Genomic DNA, 21,131 nt, shown 5'->3' on the forward strand with positions numbered 1-21,131 from the left:
TCAGGTTGATCTGTCAAAAAAAATGGATTTGTCGAGAGGCAAGTCCATTTTTTATTTGCCAATCTTATCAAGCACATGTTTAGCTTCTTTAATCTCTTCTCTCGATCCCATCCCGTCTTTTCCTTTCGGATGCATGATGGTGGTAGAGATGCAGCTGGCTTTAAGGGTGGGGCAGGTGACTGTGTGGTGAGATCCATTGCGATTGCTGCCAATCTTCCTTACTTACAAGTCTATGAAGATCTACGTGAGGCTAATGCTCGGTACGCGAACGAGCGAGATAACAAGCTTTCAAGACACCTCACGCGGAAAGGTTCATCGCCCCGTAATGGAAATCATCGTAATGTCTTTCATGATTACATCCTGAGTCATGGCTTTGAGTGGGTACCGACGATGAAAGTAGGCGCCGGATGCCAAGTGCATTTGAGGCCTACTGAATTGCCAACCGATACCCTCATTGTGAAGGTATCGAAGCATCTCACTGCCGTCATTGACGGAGTGATTTATGACACTCATAACCCTTCAAGAGGGGGAAATCGTTGTGTCTATGGGTATTACATTAAGAAGAAGTCAAATCTTCACGACCATACTTGAGATTCCAAGCTTTTTTGTAGGCATCGGTCATGCCGAACATGCCTGAGGTAGTCCAGGCCAAAGAAAATAATCCTGTAAACGCAATAAAAAACGCTAAGCTTTTCCATCCCATTGGTAGAGTATCTGCCTGAAAGCCAACGGTGGTGTAGCAACTGCCTGCAAAAAGCAAAGCCTCTACACCATCTTTCATGAGGCCTAAGCCCAGTAAGAAAAAGCTCCACAGAATAATTTCAGTGATGTGAACTAGGGCGATAAAGAAGAATGACGCATAGAAGTGCATGAAGACACGATTGTATTGACCAAGTTTCAAATTTGAGTCAGTCTTGATTTCAAAACGCATGATAATGTGATTGAGCAGACTGCCATGAAAAACTAGGATGATTAATAGACCGAGAATGCCAAAGAAGATATCCGTGATCAATGGTATGAATGGAATGCCTAGCAAGGAGGAGTTGGCTAGTGGGTCTGAAATGATTGACATAAGGGGTGGTCTGCAAATATTGGTATCAGAGGTGATAATGTCATATTGACCAGTGTGTGTAAAGTAGACCTTGAGCCAGCCTTCCAACCTTTTTGATTCCCCCAAGCGAGAACGTTTTTTTCTCCTAGCTTTAGCGGGAATTCAGTTCACACATATCTTGGATTTCATGATCATGATGCCTTTGGGGCCTCAGTTCATTAAAGCCCTGTCCATCAATACCCATCAGTTTGGACTGTTACTTTCTTCTTATACATTTGCGGCAGCGATAGCAGGGGTATTTGCCACCTACTATATTGATCGTTTTGAGCGTAGAGGACTGTTGTTGCGTCTTTATGTCTGCTTTATCGTGGCGACGGTTGCCTGTGGATTTGCACCGGACTATCACTCACTGTTTATTGCTCGAGCTTGTGCAGGTGCTTTTGGTGGAATCTTAGGATCTCTAGTGCAAACTATTGTGGCTGACTCCATTCCGTTTGAGCGGAGGGGTAAAGCCTTGGGTACGGTTATGGCGGCATTCTCCGTCTCAACGGTTGCAGGTGTGCCGCTCAGTTTGTTCTTAGCTAACCATATTCAATTTCTAGGATGGCGCGCCCCCTTTATTTTCATCGGTCTAATCTCCATCATTATTTTGATTATTGGCTATCGCAATATTCCCAAAATATCTGGACACCTCCATCATATTCACGAAGGCAGTCGCTGGAAGCAAATTTATGACATCGTGATCGCCCATCATCACTTGCGAGCCTTTTTATTCATGGCTTTAATTATGTTGACGGGATTCTCGGTGATTCCCTACATTGCGCTTTATCTCACCTCTAACGTCGGTGTTGCGGATTCTTATATCTCGTTGATTTATCTCTGTGGTGGTGTGGCGACATTAATGAGTTCGAGATACATCGGACATATGGCTGACAAGTATGGCAAGGTCAAAGTGTTTCGATTCTTGGCGATTGTGAGCTTAGTTCCCCTGATCGTGACTACCAATTTAGTTCCGGTGCCTTTGTGGATGGTATTGATTAACTCTACAGCTTTTTTCATCCTGATTTCAGGGCGGATGATCCCCGCGATGGCTATGGTGAGCCAAGTGGTCACCCCTCAAATTCGGGGAACCTTTATGAGTTTGGTGGGTTCAACGCAAATGCTTGCTTCCGGTATTGCTTCTGTAGTGGCGGGCATGATTGTGACGATTCGGCCAGACGGCATGATGGAGCATTACAACCTAGTGGGCTATGGGGCAGCCCTCTGTGGTTTGCTGACATTTTGGCTGGTAGGATATATTCATACTGATGCCAAAATTCCTGCAGAAAATAACGCTTAAGAAAACAGAAATAGGGAGTGCACATGATTCAATTTAAAAGGCCAGATGGTCAATTGCTAGAGGGTTATCTAGTCGAGCCAGCTGGTTCAACTGATGCCCCTGGAGTCGTCGTCATTCAAGAATGGTGGGGCTTAGATGATGAAGTGAAGTCTGTAGCAGATCGTTTAGCTAAAGCAGGTTACCGCGCGCTCGTCCCAGATTTATATCGTGGTAAGTTGGCGCTCGAAGCGAATGAGGCTGAGCATTTGATGGGTGATCTGAACTTTGGAGACGCAGCAGGTCAAGATATTCGTGGCGCAGTTCAATATCTCAAAGCGACTGGTAGTAAAAAAGTAGCAGTCACTGGATTTTGTATGGGCGGCGCACTAACCGTACTATCTGCATGCAATGTTCCAGAGTTAGATGGCACGGTAGTTTGGTATGGCTATCCACCGCTAGAGTATGTTGATGCTCAGGCGATTACGAAGCCGATGCTAGCCCATTGGGCCTTGCACGATGATTTTTTCAGCATTTCGGGGGTAGATTCACTCGAGGAAAAACTCCAGCAAGCGGGTGTTCATTATGATTTTGAGCGCTATGATGCCAAACACGCTTTTGCTAACCCAAAATCTGATGTGCGAGGCTTGCCGCCTTTGCAATATAACGAAGCGGCAGCAAAGCTAGCTTGGGATAGAACTATGGAGTTCTTGAAGAAGAACCTGACTTAACTAAAAACCGAAGTGAATTTGTTATGCATCTTTTCTCAGAAAATCTCGCCATTGAAGTAGCTAGCTACTATCGCAATATTGTTTTGGGTCACGGCGCCACTCCAAAGGTATTTACGATGGTTAATGGCGATGGCGATCAGTATTTATTCTTTATTGATGATTTGCAGATGGAGAGGGTCGACGAAGATCAGTTCTTAGCCTATATCGTGCAACAGCATGATGCACTCACTTATGCTCGGGGAACTTTGGTTATTGTCGATCAGTCCCAGCAATTTATTGAGTTTGCAGTGGTAGATAAGGATGATCAGCAGGCGATTGTTTGCTCCGCAGAGCTCACGCGAGATCTGGAGGATAAGCCTATTGCGTTGTCAGAGTTTGAGAAGACTTTAGTAAAAAGAGAGTCCATTGTTTTTGGACATCTTTATGATCCTGTAAAGCTTTCAGACGAAAAAACCGAGGATTATGAAAGTCTTTGGGAAGAAATGAAAGCCAAGATCTTGCATCGCTCAATGGCGATTTAAAAAAGCTTGAATTTAATCCAACTTGTGTTTTAGATAACTTCTAGAAAGTGCCTCAAGGCCAAAAGATCCAAAGAGGGCTAAGGCCAATGCGATTGCGCTACCAGGGGCGCTCTCGACCACGTTAATAAATAGCGTAGTAAACAAGCTGAGGTTCACCACAATCGCAGTCCATAAGGGCCAAAGTTTGGCGCCCGTTTGCTTCCGTACCTTGATGTGGCCATAAGTAATGGCTGCATAAACCAATAAGAAGGCTAGACTAGCCATCTTGCCAACTACATCCAATGGAAATGCTAGCACTAAGGCAATCACAATGAATGAAGAAACGCTTAAAGCACGGATTTGTGTTTTTAAAACAGCCCCACCCAGAATCTTGGAGATCGAGCTTTTTCTGGCCATGTCTGCGGCAATATTCGATGCTGCAAAAATCGTGGCATTGAGTGCTGCTGCACAAGCTAAAAGTGCAGAGGCGGCGATGATGCTAAAGCCCAGCTTTCCAGCAACCATTTGAGCGGCATCAGCTAGTACATGCCCATTAAATTGGAGCATTTGTGCTGGACTCATTAACAGCACTACGGCGGTGCTCACCAATACATAGGCTATTGTTACTAAGATGAGTGCCGAGAACATCGCTAATGGCAGTTCTTTTTGCGGCTCACGCATTGCATTAGAGGAGTTGGTTACCACTCCGAAGCCCTGGTAGTTGATATAGAGGATCCCAGTAGCAATAGCGATGCCATTCATAGACCAGCCAGACGCTTCAAAGTTGCTGACATTGGCAATATGAATGCCACCAGCAGAAAACAGAAGCAGGGCGACGGTGACAAAACCGATTGCAATGGTTTCAGCTTTACCAACAATATCGGTGCCCAGTAGATTGATTCCCGCACACAGCACAACAATGACTGCACCTATGATTTTGACTTCGAATGCTGAGAGATTTCCGCCGGAAATGGTGTTGGCGTATTCAGAAAATCCACAAGCATACAGTGCTGCTGCAATCAGATAAGCAATATATTGAAATGAGTTGAGCCCCCCTGAAATCAGTCCATCGCCAAAGCTCATTACGGTAAAAGTAGCTGCTCCGCCGCTACTCGGAAAGGTGGCACCCAATTTGGCATAAGAGTAGACCGAGAAAGAGGCTGCAATTGCTCCCAATAAGAAGGCGATTGGTACATGGGTACCAGCATGTGCACTAGCGGTGCCAAGCAAAGAAAAGAGACCAGCGCCCATCATCCCGCCTATTCCTAGGGCGGTAGCAGAAAAGAGGCTAATTTCTTTGCCCTTTGCGCTGGTTTTCTTTAATAGGCTGGAGTTCAAGGTTTCTTGCTTAGCTAGGGTTGCATTTGCTTCATTTAACCCCATATAGGGTCTATGGAGAGTGTTTGGTGCCCAGGAAGGGACTCGAACCCCCACAACCTTACGATCGCCAGCACCTGAAGCTGGTGCGTCTACCAATTTCGCCACCTGGGCATGCCTCTATTATAGGGGGATGGGCGTTTTTAGGCTTTTTGAACGCCATTTTGGCTTTTTCAGATTGGTCTTAGTGGTTTGATACAGTAGGCCTATTCATAACAAAAATAGATATCAACAGATATATAGTAAGGGCATGTATTGCCGAAGGAATTAAATGCGTAAAGCAAAAGACTTGGTGCCGCGAGAGGCTGATCGTTTAGGAACAGTCCAGGGTCACCGAGATGGATTTGGGTTTGTAATCCCCGACGATGGTGGGGAAGATATTTTTCTCTCTGAACGAGAGATGTCCCGTGTAATGCACGGCGATAGAGTGAACGTCAAAGTATTAGGAACAGATCGACGTGGTCGTCCTGAAGGGCAAATTGTTGAAGTCGTTCTGCACGCGAATAAGGTAGTCATTGGCCGTCTCTTGAATGAAAACGGTGTCTTGATTGTTGCGCCAGAAGATAACCGCATTGGTCATGACATTTTGATTCCGCCAAAAGGACAGGGACAAGCAAAATTAGGTCAGGTAGTTAGCGTAGAAATTATTGACTATCCAGATAGCTATCGCCAAGCGGTTGGCCGCGTGGTTGAGGTCTTGGGCGAGATTGATGACCCTGGGATGGAGATCGAAATCGCTGTACGCAAGTATGGTGTGCCACATGAGTTCTCAGCTGCTGCTATGAAAGAAGCTGCAGCGCTTCCCGATACAGTTCAGCAGGCCGATTTAGAGGGTCGAGTAGATTTACGGGACATTCCATTGGTCACCATTGATGGTGCTGATGCGAGAGACTTCGATGATGCGGTATATTGCGAACCCATCATGTATGGCAAAACTAAAGCCTGGCGTTTGATTGTTGCCATTGCCGACGTTTCCCATTACGTCAAACCTGGACATCCCTTGGATGACGAAGGCTTGCTCCGGGCAACCTCAGTCTACTTCCCAAGACGTGTCATTCCGATGCTCCCAGAGAAGATCTCTAATGGCTTGTGCTCGCTCAATCCTGATGTAGATCGTCTTTGTATGGTCTGTGACTCCGTAGTAGATAACAACGGTACAGTCTTGGCCTACCAGTTTTATCCAGCAGTGATGCATTCTGCACAACGCTTTACCTATGACATCGTTTGGGAAATTCTCTCAAATAGTAAAGGGCCTGAAGCAGCGCGTTTTGCGCAATTCCGTCCCTTATTGGGCAATCTCTACTCTTTATTTAAGATTCTCCTGGCTGCGCGCGAGCGACGTGGCGCAATTGAATTCGAGACGACTGAGACCCAAATCATTAGTAATGAGCTGGGCAAGATTCTGCGTATCGAACCACGCTTGCGCAATGATGCTCATCGTTTAATTGAAGAGTGCATGCTAACGGCGAACGTCTGTGCTGCCGACTTCATTGAGAAGAATAAACATCTGAGTCTTTACCGTGTACACGGTGAGCCCTCCGAAGAGAAGTTGGTGACTTTGCGTCAGGTGCTGAGAACCTCTGGTTTGTCACTAGGCGGTGGCGAGAAACCTAAGCCACGCGATTTTGCAAAATTGATGCGTGAAATTAAAGATCGTCCTGACGCTAATATGTTGCAATCTGTAGTATTGCGCTCCATGCAACAAGCGATGTATCAGCCCGATAATGAAGGCCACTTTGGCTTGGCTTATCCAGCGTATTCTCATTTCACAAGTCCGATTCGCAGATATCCTGACTTGCTGACCCATCGCGTGATCAAGTCCATCTTGCAAAAGAAGCCTTACGCTCCCGTTATTCCGCCGAACGTGCCATTGAATTTGACACTGCCACGTAAAGGTAAGGGTCGTGAGAATGCAGTCAATGCCAAGAAATCCCAAAATGATGCCAAGGCTGTCCCAAGCAAAGGCGTTAGAACGCCGAAGGGCGGTAATGCTGCTTTACCTATTTGGGGTCAGTTAGGAGTCCATTGCTCATCCAATGAGCGCCGTGCTGATGAGGCATCGCGAGATGTTGAGGCTTGGCTCAAGTGCTATTACATGCGTGACCATCTTGGTCAAGAATATGCAGGATCAGTAACTAGCGTTGCCAACTTTGGATTGTTCATTCAGCTGGAAAACCTATTCGTTGAGGGTATGGTCCATGTCACCGAACTTGGTGGAGATTACTTCCAATACGATGAGGCACGTCAAGAGTTGCGCGGTGAACGCACTGGTATTCGTTATCGCTTAGGCGATCGCCTGCATGTATTGGTGAGCCGTGTCGACCTAGATGCCCGTAAGATCGAATTTAGTCTAGTTAAATCCGTTGGGGCTGATGCGAGTGGCGCCTCTAATCGCCGTCAATTGCTCTTAGCGGCTGATACTGGCAGACCTAATAAAAAAGCAGCATCTAAAAAGACTCGCCCTGCGAATAAGACTCCACAAAAGCCCAGCGGCATTAATGTGAATGCTGCTAAGTCTGCTGGAGCGTTGAGTGCCACCCAATCGAAGAGCAAGGCTAGTCGCAAGAACGGCAAAGGCAATAAGCCCGGTAGAACGCCAGGGAAGGCTGCTGGAAATAAGCCTCCAGTGCGCAATACCCGAGCGGCTCGTCGTAAATAAGAACAGTAGAGAATAAGCACATCAGATGAAACAAATATTGGTTGGCTTTCATGCGGTACAAGCGCGCTTACGCGTTGACCCAGATAGTCTTAAGGCGGTCTATTTTGACCCTAGTCGTCGTGATCGACGTATGGGCGATTTTTTAAAACAAGCAGAAGAAATCTTAGGTGAGCGTTTGCATGCAGCAGATGCAGAGCGTTTACATAAATTGACTGGCCATGATCGTCACCAAGGCGTCGTTGCCTTAGCTGAAAAGATGACCATAGCGCGCACCATTACAGAAGTGGTGGAGGATGTCGAGGAAGCGCAGCAAAAGCCACTCTTCTTAGTTTTGGATGGCGTTACCGATCCCCATAATTTTGGTGCCTGTTTGCGTGTAGCCGATGGTGCTGGTGTCAATGCAGTGGTGATTCCTAAAGATCGTTCAGCATCCATCAACGCTACCGTCAGCAAAGTCTCTAGCGGCGCATCTGAAGTGATGCCCGTGATTACCGTAACCAATCTCGTTCGGAGCATGAAAGAAATGCAAGAAGCGGGTGTTTGGTTAATTGGCACTGATGATGAAGCTCAAAAATCGATCTACGATATTGATCTGACAGGCCCGATTGCGATCGTGATGGGCGCTGAAGGTGAAGGCATGCGCCGCCTCACTAAAGAAACCTGTGATGAACTTGTCCGTATCCCGATGCAGGGAGTGGTGGAGAGTTTGAATGTATCGGTGGCCAGCGGTGTATGTCTCTATGAGACATTAAGACAACGTCTTGCTAAAACCAAAAAATAAGCCTAAGCTGAATTTAGTACTTACTAAATACATACTTAAGGGGTTGATATGAAATGCAATATTGGTCACACTGAACGCGTTCTACGGATGACAGTTGGCGTTACCCTAATGGGTTTAGCTGGATTTGGGATTACTGGCCCTTGGGCTTGGATTGGAATTATTCCGCTATTGACTGGAATGATTGGCAATTGCCCCCTTTATAGTTTGATTGGCATCAGTACTGCCAAAAAATAAGTAGTTCTATTACTAGCAAGGCTCTACGCAAGTAGGGCTTCTAGTTTTTCTGTGTCGATACAGAAATTACGAATACCTTCAGCCAATTTCTCGGTGGCCATTGCATCATTATTCAGTTGTAAGCGGAAGCTTGACTCATCTAGTTTTAATGGGGTGATCTGTGCATTCAAAGCGCTAGTGGCATCCAATTTCTTGCTAACGCTAGCAGTATTCGCGCTCAACTCTGCCAATAGCTCTGGGCTAATAGTTAGTAGGTCACAGCCTGCTAGTTCAAGGATCTGGCTGGTATTGCGAAAACTCGCACCCATGATTTCAGTAGCAATGCCAAAGTGTTTGTAGTATTGGTAAATGCGTTTGACAGAAGTCACACCAGGATCATTGGCGCCGCCATGATTGGCATCACTCCAGCTAGTACCAAGCTTTGCTTTATTCCAATCGGTAATGCGACCGACAAATGGAGAAATCAATTTGGCATTGGCAGCGCCGCATGCGGCAGCTTGCACTAAAGAGAAGAGCAGGGTCATATTGCAATGAATACCGGCAGACTCTAATTCTTTTGCGGCAGCAATGCCTTCCCAAGTGCCAGCTAACTTGATCAAAATCCGCTTGCGATCAATGCCATGAGATTCGTACAGGGAAATGAGGTGTTTCGCTTTAGCGACTGTTGCCTTTGTATCAAAGGAAAGACGTGCATCGACTTCAGTAGAAACGCGGCCAGGAACAATTTTTAGAATCTCTAAACCAAACGCTACCAAGATATAGTCCACTAGGTCTGTCGGACTCATGCCTGGGTGTGCAGCCTTAACGGAGTTCACCAAAGATTGGTAATTGCTTTGCTGTGCCGCCTTGAGAATAAGGGATGGATTGGTCGTGGCATCTTGCGGCTGAAACTCTTGCATGCGCTCAAAGTCACCTGTATCTGCTACAACGGTCGTGAATTTCTTGAGCTGCTCAAGTTGACTGGATGTAAGGGCGGTGCTATTCATGGCTTATGGGTCTAAAAGAAGTCTGCTTTGGAAGGTTTCTGATGAATATCATATGATAGATGCATTCATTACTCAGTTCTAGTAAAGGCGTTTGGCGGACACATGACTCAGGATCAATTAAAGCAAATGGTGGGTGAAGCAGCTCGGGATGAGGTTCTCAAGCTGGCTGCTGGACAAATTTTAGGTGTGGGTACTGGCTCAACTGCCAACTTTTTCATTGATGCCTTAGCCCCCCACAAAGATCATTTTGCAGGTACGGTTTCCAGTTCGAATGCCACTACTGAGCGACTGCTCAAGCATGGCTTCAAAGTGCTAGATCCCAATGATGTCGTCAGCCTTCCAGCTTATGTTGATGGCGCCGATGAAATCGATCCTGCTGGCCACATGATCAAAGGGGGCGGTGGGGCGCTGACTCGAGAAAAGATCATTGCCTCCATGGCTAAGCAATTTATTTGTATTTGCGATTCCTCTAAGCAAGTGCCGGTACTCGGTAACTTCGCGCTTCCAGTAGAAATCATTCCTTTGGCAAAGGGTGTGGTTGCTAGAGAGCTGGAAAAGCTTGGCGGTAAAGTAACCTTGCGCCCAGCCAAAAGTATTCGGGCTGATCTCCAACAAACCCCTAGTGAGCCCTTTGTGACAGATAACGGTGGTTGGATTTTGGATATTACTGGATTGAAGATTAGCGACCCTATTGCTTTAGAAGCTCAAATCAATCAAATTGCAGGCGTGATCACGGTTGGACTCTTTGCCAAAGAAAAAGCGGACATCTTGTTGGTCAGCAATACCTCTGGCGTGGAAAGAATCGTCCTCTAGAAAGTAAAAAACCCGACGGGGTATGCCCATCGGGTTGTTTGCCATGGTTTGCATGGCGCAGGCACTCGGAAGGTATTTAGTTCCTTAGCCTATAAGCACATAGATGTGCTTATTCTTAAATGGCTTTCGCCAATGTGGCGGGGCACTCAAACTGCCTCACCACAATTACATCCTATGCCTGTGTTTTGACTGTGTCAACACTCCAGATCAAGATTTACTCAGCTGGTGGAACGTAACCCTGTGCCATATCTGCACCACCCTCAAAGAAGTATTTCTCGACCTGCTTCAGAAGGTACTGGCGAGCACGGGGATCGGCCATATTGAGGCGATTTTCGTTAATTAACATGGTTTGCTGCTTTAACCAGGCAGCCCAAGCTTCTTTAGAAACTTGATTCCAAATCTTTTTGCCAAGCTCGCCAGGAAGCGGAGCAAAATCCATTCCTTCAGCCTCTTTGTTGAGCTTGATGCATTGAACCATGCGTGCCATCTGTAATGCCTTTCTGAATAATTGCTTTTTACTTATAAATCTTTAGTTAAGACCATGGACTTGCGGTCCCAGTTGTAAATTTGCTTTCTTTCTTCAGGTAAGTCATCTACCGTTGCCCTCTTAAAGCCACGCTTTAAGAACCAATGTTCTGTTCTCGTGGTGAGTACAAACAATTTTTTAATACCTTCTTGTTTGGCGCGCATTTCAATACGCTTTAATAAACGTTCGCCGTCACCGGATCCTTGAACATCTGGATCGACTGCTAGGCAAGCCAATTCACCAACACCATTGGGGAAGGGAAAGAGGGCTGCGCAACCGAAGAGTACGCGGTCATGCTCAATCACTGAAAAGCGCTGAATATCCCGTTCAATCACATCTTGCCCACGGGCCGCTAAGATGCCTTCCTCTTCTAGTGGCATCGTTAATTGCAAGATGCCGCCAACGTCGTCTTGGTTGGCCTCGCGCAAGTTTTCAATATCGGAAGAGGCCAGCATCATGCCAATACCATCATGGGTAAAGAGCTCTTCCAGTAGAGCACCATCTTGATTGCAAGGCAGGAAATGAACACGGCTCACCCCAGCCCGTATCGCACGGCCCGAGATATTAAGCAGACTCTTCATGCTAACGCCAATATCTTTATGCTCATGCATATAGTCTTGCAACTGCGGTAAGGACAGCTCAGTAATGAGATCGCCTTCCTGATCGTGAAGCCCTTCAAATTGACTTAAGAAAATCAACTTATCAGCCTTCAGTGCAGCAGCAGTGAAAGCAGCCACATCTTCATAGGCGAGATTAAATGCTTGACCCGTTGGTGAAAAACCTAAAGGAGAAAGCAAAACAATCTTATTGCTATCTAACGATAACTTGATAGAAGTGGAATCCACCTTACGTACTAGACCTGTGTGAATATAGTCAACACCTTCGACCACGCCGACTGGCATCGCAGTGATGAAGTTTCCTGAGATCACAGAAATGCGAGAGCCAGCCATCGGGGTATTGGGTAAGCCACGACTAAATGCCGCTTCGATATCCAGACGTAATTCACCGGCAGCTTCTTTAACGCACTCTAGTGCTGCCGCATCCGTAATGCGATAACTGTTTATTGAACTCTTACCAAACTTGCTCTTAATCTTGCGCAACATCAGTTGCTCTTCGATTTGAGGGCGGATACCGTGAACCAGGACGATACGCATACCCATGGCATGCAACATCGCGATGTCCTCAATGAGGTTCTCAAGACCCGCTTCTTGAACTAACTCACCCGCGAAGGCAATGACAAAAGTCTTTTCGCGGAAGCTATGAATGTAAGGGGCAACGTCGCGTAACCATCCTACAAATGGGAAGTTGGAGGTAGATTCAGTGGCGCTGAGCGCCTGGTTCGGTGCATTTGTTGGCATAGTGAGAAAATTATAGGGTGCAAGAGCCTATAAACCAACAAAAACCCAAAGCAATGCCAAAGCCTGTGCCTGCTTCCAACACCCAGCGTAGGCTGGAAATCCGCTTTCCAGAGGAGTTGCCGGTATCGGGTCAGCGTCAGCTGATCAAGGATGCCTTGCTGAGCCATCAGGTGGTCATTGTGTGCGGTGAAACAGGCTCAGGTAAGACCACGCAATTGCCAAAGATCTGTTTAGACCTGGGTAGGGGGACCATCAATGGTGGCAAATTGATCGGCCATACCCAACCCCGCCGAATTGCAGCGACTGCCACAGCCAAACGCATTGCCCAAGAACTGGGCTCACCCATCGGTCAGGATGTAGGCTATCAAGTGCGGTTTGCAGACAAGACTAGCAATACGGCTTCAGTCAAGTTGATGACGGACGGCATCTTGTTGGCCGAGACACAGCGCGATCCTCAGCTTCGCGCCTATGACACTCTTATCATCGATGAGGCCCATGAACGTAGCCTGAACATTGATTTTCTGCTGGGGTATCTACGGCAATTACTGACCAAGCGGCCAGATCTCAAGCTGATCATTACCTCAGCCACCATTGATGCCCAGCGTTTTGCAGAACACTTTGCAATCAACGGCACTGTAGCGCCAGTCATTGAGGTCAGCGGTCGACTCTTTCCAGTCGAGCAGCGATATGCACCGCTAGAGCCCGATGCGAATTCAACTGGGAAGCCAGATGGCAAAAAAGAATCTAAAGTTGCCAAGGAAATTCCTGAAGCGGTTACTGAAGCAATTACTCATCTCTGGCAAGAAGGGGCTAGTGGGGCTGGCGATGTCTTAGTCTTTCTACCAGGTGAGCGTGAGATTCGGGACTGTGCAGAAGCTCTGCGTAAAGACCACATCCTCCAGCAACGCTTTCATCCAGAGATTCTGAGTTTATTTGCGCGCCAATCTGTTGCTGAGCAAGAGCGGGTATTTAATCCAGGTAATGGCCGCCGCATCATCCTGACCACTAACGTTGCTGAAACATCCTTAACCGTCCCCAATATTCGTTATGTAATTGATAGTGGCTTGGCGAGAGTCAAGCGCCACTCTTACCGTAATAAGGTAGAGCAATTACAGATTGAGCCGATTTCACAAGCAGCTGCTAATCAGAGAGCAGGGCGTTGTGGACGTGTCTCTGATGGTATTTGCATCCGCTTATATAGCGAGCTGGATTATCAAAGCCGTCCTAAATTTACCGATCCTGAAATTTTGCGCAGTTCTCTAGCAGCAGTCTTGCTGCGCATGAGCTCACTGCGCTTACCAAAGATTCAGCATTTCCCTTTCATTGATAAGCCGCTTGGCAGGGCTATTACTGATGGCGTACAACTATTAGATGAATTGGGTGCGATTGAATATGATGAGAAGGACCAAGTTGATGGCAAGGATCTGAACAATAGTTTCAAACTCACTCCGATTGGAAAGCAATTAGCTGATTTACCACTAGATCCTCGCATTGGCAGAATGCTTCTTGCTGCCAAAGAACAAAATGCCTTAAAAGAAGTCACCATTATTGCCTCCGCATTGGCCACCCAAGATCCCCGTGAGCGACCAATGGATCAAGGTGCAGCAGCAGATCAAGCGCATTTGCAGTTCGCCGATGAACGCTCTGAGTTCTTGAGTTTTGTGAAGCTCTGGAACTGGTACCAAGATGCTTTGCAACACAAGCACAGCAATCGCCAATTAGAAAATTTATGCAGAAGCAAGTTCTTATCTCCACGACGTCTTCGTGAATGGCGTGATGTCCATGGTCAGTTGCATACCATGCTCGGTGAAAAGGGCTGGAAAGAAAATGGCCTGCCTGCTACCTATGAGCAAGTTCACTTGTCATTGCTGACAGGTTTGCTTGGTTATGTGGCTAAAAAAGAGGAAGACGAAAAGTCTCAAGACCGCAATAGTAAGACTGGTGGGTATGTCGGAGCCCGTGGCATTCGGCCATTCATCTGGCCTGGCTCCACCATTGGAAAAAAGGCAGGTGCCTGGATTTTGGCTGGTGAATTGCAAGAGACAAACCGAATGTATGCTCGCACGATTGCGAAGATTGAGCCGCAATGGGTTGAGAAAGTCGCCGCCCATCGCCTAATTAAATCGTTAAGCGATCCATTTTGGGATAACCGTCAGGGTGAAGTACTGGTGTTTGAGCGGGGAACCCTATATGGTTTGCCAATCTACCATGGTCGCAGAGTTCGCTATGAGCCGCACAATTTTTCAGAGGCACGTGAGTTATTTATTGGACAGGCCTTAGTTCAAGAAGAGCTGTTTGGTCGCATGGAATCGCCAGCGCTACAGCGAGAAATTGAAGCGGATGCCAAGAGAAAATATCCCGGGCAATTTGGTTTCTTCTGGCACAACTGCCGTTTGATTAAAGAAATTGAAGCGCTAGAGCATCGCTCACGTCGTCCCGATGTTTTGGTCGATGATGATTTGCTGTTTGCTTTTTATGAATCTCGCCTACCTAAAACGATTTGTAATCGGGAGGGCCTCAAAGCGTGGCTGCAAAAAGAACCTGAACTTGATACCCAGCTTAGACTGGAAAAAGCAGACTTAATGCGGCATGAGGCTGCAGGTATTACCGTAGATCGTTATCCCAAGAAGCTTCTGGTGGGTGGGGCAGAACTCAACCTGACTTATCACTTTGAGCCTGGTAGCCCCAAGGATGGCGTGACTTTGGTGGTGCCGCTCACACAACTCAATCAAGTCGATGGCCGCCGCTGTGAATGGTTGGTGCCAGGTATGTGTGAAGAAAAGGTATTGCTACTACTCAAATCTCTTCCTCAGAAGCTGCGCCGTCATTGTGTTCCATTGCCTGACTATGCCAAGTCATTTTTAGAGCGTACATTAGATGCCAAGCAATTTGGAGTTGGTGACTTTCTGGATAGTCTCATCAGTGATATTCGTAAAGAACGTGGACTGGAGATTAAGCGCACAGACTTTAGACCAGAATCCTTGCCGCTGCATTCCGCAATGAACTTTCGTTTGGTTGATGAACATGGACGACAGCTAGAAGTGGAGCGTAACCTTGCACGCCTTCGCTCAGAGTATGGCGAAACTGCTCGCAGTGCTTTTCAGGCGATTGCACAAGAGACGGCGCAGACAGAGTTAGGGGTAGATGCGCCTAAAGTTAGCGCTAATGCAGATGCAAAAGCCCGCTCAGTAGAGCAATCAGGCTATCGCTCTTGGGAATTTGGCGAGCTTCCTGAAACCCTTGAGATCCAAAAGGGGAGCAAGACCCTATTTGGCTATCCGGCCTTGGTGGATCGGGGGGATTACTGTGACCTAGAGGTATTTGATGATCTAGTCGAGGCCAGAAAGCAGCACCAGCAAGGATTGCGCAGATTATTTTCACTAAGTAATAGAGACACGCTCAAGGCACTGCAAAAACAATTGCCTGGTATTCGGGAGCTAGGATTGCTCTTTATTAATATTGGCTCAGTCGATGGCTTGATCGAACAAATTATTCATCTTGCAGTCGAGCGGGCTTTCATGATCGATCCTCTGCCTGTGAATGCTGAGCAATTTGCAGAGCGCTTACAGGCCGGTAAGCCACGCTTAGCACTCATTGCACAAGAGATTTCTAAACATGCCTTAGCTGCGCTTAAGGCCTATGCTGATTTGCAGAAGAAGATTGCTAGTGCTAAAGCAGCATCTCCAACTGCCTACGCTGATATTCAAACGCAACTCCAGGGTTTAATCTTTGCCAAGTTTGTAGCACAGACTCCCTATGCTCAGCTTGTGCACATCCCCCGTTATTTAAAAGCCATCGCACTCAGAATTGATAAGTTGCGCTCCAACCCGACTCGTGATGTCCAGTGCCAAAAGGATTGGGAATCGGTTGCAAGACCATGGCAAAAGTTGCTTCAGGGCAGCAAGGGTTCAGCAGCCTATGCCATGAATGAAGACCCTGCGCTACAAGATTTTCGTTGGCAACTCGAAGAGTTGAGGGTGGCGCTCTATGCTCAGGAGCTCAAAACCCCAACGCCAATGTCTTTAAAGCGCTTGGAAAAGGTTCTGGCTAGCTTGCGCTAGGTCAATTCGAGTTAAACGGAGGGGCATTAAAACCTGCTTGCATTGCTTACAATAGAGGGATGCACACATTTATCACGATTAGTAGATTTCACAGAATTACAGCCTTACTGGCTTTACTCTCCGTAAACGGGGTTTTTGCACAAACTAGCACTTCTGTAGCCGAGCCCAAGATTGCCATTATTTTGAACTCTGGTGCTGCCTCGGTGAGTCTGATTGATATGCCCACTCGGCAAGTGATTAAAACCGTTCCAGTTGGTAAAGAGCCACATCATTTGATGATGACCCCAGATCAAAAAACATTGTTGATTGCCAATGCTGCAGGCAATGATGTTGTTTTAATGAATCCAACTACCGGTGAGTTGACCGGAAAAATCCCAAACATCATTGATCCATACCAAATTGGGTATTCACCTAATCACAAATGGTTTGTGGCAAACGGCAATCGTTTGGATCGTGTCGACATCTATGCTGCCAATAGTGCTGATCTGAAATTAGCCAGTTCAGTGAAACTAGGCAAGACCCCAAGTCATATTGCATTCACTTCAGATAGCAAAATTGCATTTATCACACTGCAAGACTCGAGCGAACTTGCAGCGATTGATTTAGAAACTCAAAAAGTACTTTGGGTAATTCCCACGGGCAAAGTTCCTGCAGGCTTATGGATGACACCTGGTGACCAGTACTTATTGATTGGCATAACAGGTGAAGACTATGTTCAAGTCATTGATTGGAAGACCCGCAAGGAAGTGAAGCGCATCCCAACTGGTAAGGGTGCTCATAATTTCCGGCCACTTGGCGATAAAAAGCATGTATTCGTCAGTAATCGTATTGCATCAACTATCAGTCTGATTAATATGCATACCTTAGAGAAGGTGGGTGATATTACCGGCTTGCCCTCTGGTCCAGATGATATGGAAATTACGCCGGATGGAAAAACCTTGTGGGTGACCTTTCGCTTTTCCAAAAAGGTTGGAGTGATTGATATCCCTACGATGAAATTACTCACCGTGATTCCCGTTGGGAAATCGCCGCATGGCGTATTTTTCTACCCCAGAGCCTCCTGGGAATAAATCTTCATCATGAAGTGCAAAGCCCTCATTCGTTTAACAGCCGCATTCGTATTCGGCTGTTTTGCATTGAGCAGTGCCGCACAAACAAGCAGTTGCAATAAAACGGTTTACCTCACATTTGACACTGGCAATATGTCTGTTGCTGAAAAGGTGGCAGAGATTCTCAAGCGCCAAGATGTCAAAGCCACTTTCTTTTTAGCAAATGAAAAAACCTTTCGTGGCGACTTCTCCCTAGATGATTCTTGGAAAGCATTTTGGCAAGAGCGTCTTAAGGAAGGTCATCATTTTGGTAGCCATACCTACGATCATGTGTATTTTGTGAAAGATGGGCCCAAGGGGCAAGTCTTTGAGAAGCCTCAATTTGGCCCCAAAGCGGGCGAGACTATTTTGTATAACGAGGCTGCCATGTGCAAAGAGATTCGTCGGGTAGATCTTCGTTTTATTGAGCTAACCGGGCAGCCTATCCAAAAAATCTGGCGAGCACCAGGTGGCAAAACTTCACCAACCCTCATTCGGATGGGGGATATGTGCGGCTATCAGCATATTGGCTGGGCAGCAGCTGGCTTTTTAGGGGATGAGCTCAACTCAGATAAGCATCCCAATAGTTTGCTTCTAGAGAAGGCGAGTCGTGATCTGAAGGATGGCGATATCACGATGGCTCACTTAGGTATCTGGTCTAGAAAAGATCCTTGGGCACCTGCCGTACTGGAGCAACTGATTGTGAATCTCAAAGGGCGCGGCTTTTGCTTTGGCTTATTACCCAAGTCAAGTCTACCCTCACACAAATAAACTAGAGATCAGTCAAAATAGGGCATGGACTTTATTTCGATAACCTCCTTAATCTCTGATGCTTACGGCAGCGTTCAGGAATTCATTTTTTCTAATGTAGTTGGACCCTTGCTGTATCAGTTTGATTTGATGTCTTGGGCTGAAGATGTTTTTGATGGCATTGATTGGTTCTTGTTTGGCTGCGTACAGGTTTTCTTGATTGTGCTTGTACTGAGAACCTGGGAACATTTTGCCCCTGCTGAGAAACAAGAGCGTTTTTCTAAAAGCAGCAGGGCCGATGTTTTTTATACCCTGTTCCATCGCTTGGGAATCTTTCATGGCTTGATGTTTATTGCTTTATCAGGATTCTTTTTTCAAATCGATTCAATCTTGCATGACTTCCGCTTTGATCGCTTGAATGTCGAAAACTGGTGGCCTAGCATCACCTCTATTCCAGTAGTCAGTTTTCTGATTTATCTCGTCTTGCTCGATTTCTTTGACTACCTCTATCATCGCGCCTCACATGCCTTTAATTGGTGGTGGCAGCTACATGCTTTGCATCACAGCCAAACTGTGATGACTGCTTGGTCTGATAATCGCAACCACTTACTTGATGACATCATGCGTGCGGTCTTCTTATCTTTAATTGCCTTGATATTCGGGGTGCCTCCAGGTCAATTTATTATGCTGGTCGCGCTAAGCCAATTTATTCAGAGTTGGCAGCATGCCAATATCAAATTGCACCTCGGTGTAGGGCGTTATGTATTGATATCCCCGCTGTACCATCGCATGCATCATGCCGTGGGCTATGGTCATGAGGCCAAGGGCAAACCGGGTGTGCTTGGAGGTTGTAACTTCGGCATTCTGTTTCCGTGGTGGGACATGCTTTTTAGTACGGCGATCTTTCCGAAGGAGGTCTATCCTACAGGAGTCAGAAACTTAGCTGTATCGCAAAATATTTTGACTCAGCAGTGGCAAGGTCTCGTCCACGCAGTAAAAGAGTTATTACCAAAGTAAATATAGGCACTCACTGAGATGAAGTTCTCAGGTGAAGTGCAAGAGGAGTATGAATGGTTGGATTGCCGCAAGTCTTTAGATCCTTTGGTTTGGCCTTGGTGGGAACAATGCATCCAAGAATGCTATGGCTAAGCCTGCGACCATTTTTGATCGTCTCGGTGCTATGGGGTTGCCTCATCTGGTTGACCTGGACTCCCGCCTTAGAAGCTTTGAGTATTTTCTTAACCACCTCCATGTTTACGAGCTGGATACAAGAAGGCTTAATTTGGGCCGGCTTTGAAAATGCTCGAGCATTTATCGCTCCTTTATTTTTTGTGATGCTGATTATTCCCTTGATCACAATTAGCTTATTGGTATTTGTTGCGTTTTCAACTGTGCCAACGGTAGTAAAGATTGTCGTGCGTCAATCCCACTATCAAGATCTAGAATCCAAACATGGTGGCAGCTTCTTTGGAAGCCTGGTCTACAGCTTATGGTCTGCCTTGATTTGTTTAGCCTTAGTGATGTTGACCTTACCCGTTTGGTGGGTGCCTCCACTAGTCGCAGTGCTACCACCATTGTTGTGGGGATGGTTAACGATGCGCTTAATGTCCTACGATGTATTGGCCAAACATGCCAGTACTCAAGAGCGCGATCAACTACTAGAAAAATACCGCTGGCCTTTACTCACAATGGGTATTGTTTCTGGCATGTTGGGTGCTGTGCCAACTTTCTTCTGGGCAACTTCTGCATTGGCTTTAGTATTGTTCCCGATCGTGAGTTTTGTCGCTTTATGGATTTATTCTTTGATCTTTGTATTTGCAGCTTTATGGTTTAGCCATTTCTTATTGGATGCTCTCAAAGAGTTACGACAGGATGAATTGGATCAAGCCTTAACGGTGCCCACGCGTGTAGTTGAGACGGAACTTCCTTACCATGGTTGATGCACTTAAAAAAGTTGAAATCGATAACCCCGCCAACGAGGCAGAGACTGCACGCCGTTTTGGTTTGATTGTGATTGGCGATGAGATTCTCTCTGGCCGTCGTCAAGATAAGCATATGGCTAGCTTGATTGACTTACTCAATGAACGTGGTCTAAGTCTTTCTTGGGCCAAGTATGTGCCAGATGATCCAGAGCAAATTACAGCCACACTGAAAGACAGTTTCGCTAGTGGCGATGTCGTGTTTAGTACTGGCGGTATTGGAGCAACACCAGACGATTACACTCGCCAATGCGCGGCATTAGCATTGGGCACTAAATTAGAGTTGCATCCCACAGCGCAAGAACTCATTGCGGGGCGCATTCAGTCGATGGCAGAAGGGGACCCGATTAAATCTGATCTCAATACTCCTGAGAATCAGCAGCGTTTCAAAATGGGCGAGTTCCCGATCGGTAGTGAAATCATTCCCAATCCCTATAACCAAATACCGGGCTTTCGGATTTCGGAGCATCACTTTGTTCCTGGCTTTCCGGTGATGGCTGGCCCCATGATGGCCTGGTGTTTGGATAATCATTACAAAAGCCTCTTCCATCAGGAGAATTGGGCGGAGCAGAGTTTCATCGTGCCCAAGGGTATTGAGTCGACTTTGACCCCCTTAATGGAGCGCATCCAAGAAAACTTCCCTGGGGTGAAGGTCTTTAGCCTGCCCTCAGTAGGCGACCCTAGTAAAGGTGGCGTATACGCTCAGCGTCATATTGAATTGGGCATCAAAGGCAACGCAAACCTCCTCGAGAGCGCTTGGCTTGCTCTTCGAACCGGCACCCAAGAACTGGGATACGAGATCCACGATATTAGCTAGTCAGTCATATACCCTTATTGCACCAAATTAGTGCTATAAGGGTATTTTCAGGGTGTCAAACCCGTAAATGAGCACTTAATTAGTGCAATAATGAATGTTCCCATT

19 protein-coding genes and 1 tRNA gene are annotated in these 21,131 nt (G+C 46.7%); 14 read left to right on the plus strand and 6 right to left on the minus strand.

Annotation, left to right across the window (positions count from 1 at the left end; all coding sequences use genetic code 11):
- The first annotated feature begins 75 nt into the window (after nucleotides 1-75).
- The gene (locus C2757_RS03390; RefSeq protein WP_215376151.1) at nucleotides 76-591 is read left to right on the plus strand and encodes a hypothetical protein; all 516 of its coding nucleotides are present in this window, start codon (nucleotides 76-78) and stop codon (nucleotides 589-591) included.
- Here C2757_RS03390 and C2757_RS03395 read toward each other — a convergent pair.
- Nucleotides 557-1,072: a hypothetical protein gene (locus C2757_RS03395; RefSeq protein ID WP_215376154.1), complete on the minus strand. Its 516-nt coding sequence runs from the start codon at nucleotides 1,070-1,072 to the stop codon at nucleotides 557-559. The genes C2757_RS03390 and C2757_RS03395 overlap by 35 nt on opposite strands.
- 70 nt (nucleotides 1,073-1,142) lie before the next feature.
- On the opposite strand from C2757_RS03395, the gene C2757_RS03400 reads away from it, so the two are divergent.
- Genes C2757_RS03400 through C2757_RS03410 form a run of 3 tightly spaced genes read left to right on the plus strand, consistent with a single transcriptional unit; the run spans nucleotide 1,143 to nucleotide 3,618 of the window.
- Nucleotides 1,143-2,390 (plus strand): MFS transporter, encoded by a 1,248-nt coding sequence (locus C2757_RS03400; RefSeq protein ID WP_215376156.1) that lies wholly within the window; start codon nucleotides 1,143-1,145, stop codon nucleotides 2,388-2,390.
- 23 nt (nucleotides 2,391-2,413) lie between these two features.
- Nucleotides 2,414-3,097 carry a dienelactone hydrolase family protein gene (locus tag C2757_RS03405; RefSeq protein WP_215376159.1) on the plus strand — a complete coding sequence of 228 codons (684 nt, stop codon included), beginning with the start codon at nucleotides 2,414-2,416 and terminating at the stop codon, nucleotides 3,095-3,097.
- A 23-nt stretch (nucleotides 3,098-3,120) separates the two neighbouring features.
- A complete protein-coding gene (locus tag C2757_RS03410; RefSeq protein WP_215376162.1) occupies nucleotides 3,121-3,618 on the plus strand; it encodes a hypothetical protein in 498 nt (165 codons plus the stop codon).
- Between the two features lie 12 nt (nucleotides 3,619-3,630).
- On the opposite strand, the gene C2757_RS03415 is transcribed toward C2757_RS03410, so the two are convergent.
- Together C2757_RS03415 and C2757_RS03420 are read right to left on the minus strand one after the other, a co-directional pair.
- The gene (locus C2757_RS03415) at nucleotides 3,631-4,980 is read right to left on the minus strand and encodes an APC family permease (RefSeq protein ID WP_215376165.1); all 1,350 of its coding nucleotides are present in this window, start codon (nucleotides 4,978-4,980) and stop codon (nucleotides 3,631-3,633) included.
- Nucleotides 4,981-5,001: 21 nt separating this feature from the next.
- Nucleotides 5,002-5,088 (minus strand) — tRNA-Leu (locus tag C2757_RS03420).
- Between the two features lie 157 nt (nucleotides 5,089-5,245).
- On the opposite strand from C2757_RS03420, the gene rnr reads away from it, so the two are divergent.
- The 3 genes from rnr to C2757_RS03435 are packed head-to-tail and all read left to right on the plus strand — an operon-like array spanning nucleotide 5,246 to nucleotide 8,648.
- Nucleotides 5,246-7,633, plus strand: coding sequence for a ribonuclease R (gene rnr, locus C2757_RS03425; RefSeq protein WP_215376168.1), 2,388 nt, complete (start codon nucleotides 5,246-5,248; stop codon nucleotides 7,631-7,633).
- Between the two features lie 25 nt (nucleotides 7,634-7,658).
- The gene (gene rlmB, locus C2757_RS03430) at nucleotides 7,659-8,414 is read left to right on the plus strand and encodes a 23S rRNA (guanosine(2251)-2'-O)-methyltransferase RlmB (protein ID WP_215376171.1); all 756 of its coding nucleotides are present in this window, start codon (nucleotides 7,659-7,661) and stop codon (nucleotides 8,412-8,414) included.
- Nucleotides 8,415-8,462: 48 nt separating this feature from the next.
- Nucleotides 8,463-8,648, plus strand: coding sequence for a DUF2892 domain-containing protein (locus tag C2757_RS03435; protein WP_215376174.1), 186 nt, complete (start codon nucleotides 8,463-8,465; stop codon nucleotides 8,646-8,648).
- Nucleotides 8,649-8,671: 23 nt separating this feature from the next.
- Here the strand turns inward: C2757_RS03435 and tal are convergent, their stop codons facing one another.
- Complete coding sequence (gene tal, locus C2757_RS03440; RefSeq protein WP_215376177.1) at nucleotides 8,672-9,634, minus strand: transaldolase; 963 nt, start codon at nucleotides 9,632-9,634, stop codon at nucleotides 8,672-8,674.
- 102 nt (nucleotides 9,635-9,736) lie between these two features.
- On the opposite strand from tal, the gene rpiA reads away from it, so the two are divergent.
- On the plus strand, nucleotides 9,737-10,447 hold the full coding sequence (gene rpiA, locus C2757_RS03445) for a ribose-5-phosphate isomerase RpiA (RefSeq protein WP_215376180.1): 711 nt from the start codon (nucleotides 9,737-9,739) through the stop codon (nucleotides 10,445-10,447).
- Between the two features lie 214 nt (nucleotides 10,448-10,661).
- Here the strand turns inward: rpiA and C2757_RS03450 are convergent, their stop codons facing one another.
- Together C2757_RS03450 and argA are read right to left on the minus strand one after the other, a co-directional pair.
- Nucleotides 10,662-10,934, minus strand: a complete 273-nt coding sequence (locus tag C2757_RS03450) for an oxidative damage protection protein (protein ID WP_062308940.1) — start codon at nucleotides 10,932-10,934, stop codon at nucleotides 10,662-10,664.
- A gap of 32 nt (nucleotides 10,935-10,966) precedes the next feature.
- Entirely contained in the window at nucleotides 10,967-12,331 is a 1,365-nt protein-coding gene (argA, locus tag C2757_RS03455) for an amino-acid N-acetyltransferase (protein WP_215376183.1), read from the minus strand.
- A 53-nt stretch (nucleotides 12,332-12,384) separates the two neighbouring features.
- On the opposite strand from argA, the gene hrpA reads away from it, so the two are divergent.
- From hrpA to C2757_RS03485, 6 genes are read left to right on the plus strand one after another with little or no spacing between them, the layout of a single operon-like run.
- The gene (hrpA, locus tag C2757_RS03460) at nucleotides 12,385-16,392 is read left to right on the plus strand and encodes an ATP-dependent RNA helicase HrpA (protein WP_251366786.1); all 4,008 of its coding nucleotides are present in this window, start codon (nucleotides 12,385-12,387) and stop codon (nucleotides 16,390-16,392) included.
- 59 nt (nucleotides 16,393-16,451) lie between these two features.
- On the plus strand, nucleotides 16,452-17,462 hold the full coding sequence (locus C2757_RS03465; protein ID WP_215376185.1) for a cytochrome D1 domain-containing protein: 1,011 nt from the start codon (nucleotides 16,452-16,454) through the stop codon (nucleotides 17,460-17,462).
- Nucleotides 17,463-17,471: 9 nt separating this feature from the next.
- On the plus strand, nucleotides 17,472-18,251 hold the full coding sequence (locus C2757_RS03470; protein WP_215376188.1) for a polysaccharide deacetylase family protein: 780 nt from the start codon (nucleotides 17,472-17,474) through the stop codon (nucleotides 18,249-18,251).
- Between the two features lie 24 nt (nucleotides 18,252-18,275).
- Nucleotides 18,276-19,247, plus strand: coding sequence for a sterol desaturase family protein (locus tag C2757_RS03475; protein ID WP_215376191.1), 972 nt, complete (start codon nucleotides 18,276-18,278; stop codon nucleotides 19,245-19,247).
- 53 nt (nucleotides 19,248-19,300) lie between these two features.
- Entirely contained in the window at nucleotides 19,301-20,170 is an 870-nt protein-coding gene (locus tag C2757_RS03480; RefSeq protein ID WP_215376194.1) for an EI24 domain-containing protein, read from the plus strand.
- Nucleotides 20,163-21,026 carry a molybdopterin-binding protein gene (locus C2757_RS03485; RefSeq protein WP_255539782.1) on the plus strand — a complete coding sequence of 288 codons (864 nt, stop codon included), beginning with the start codon at nucleotides 20,163-20,165 and terminating at the stop codon, nucleotides 21,024-21,026. The genes C2757_RS03480 and C2757_RS03485 overlap by 8 nt, the downstream gene beginning before the upstream one ends.
- The last annotated feature ends 105 nt before the right edge of the window (nucleotides 21,027-21,131 follow it).

Origin of the sequence: Polynucleobacter sp. MWH-Svant-W18 (genome assembly GCF_018687495.1) — a bacterium.
Taxonomy (GTDB): domain Bacteria; phylum Pseudomonadota; class Gammaproteobacteria; order Burkholderiales; family Burkholderiaceae; genus Polynucleobacter.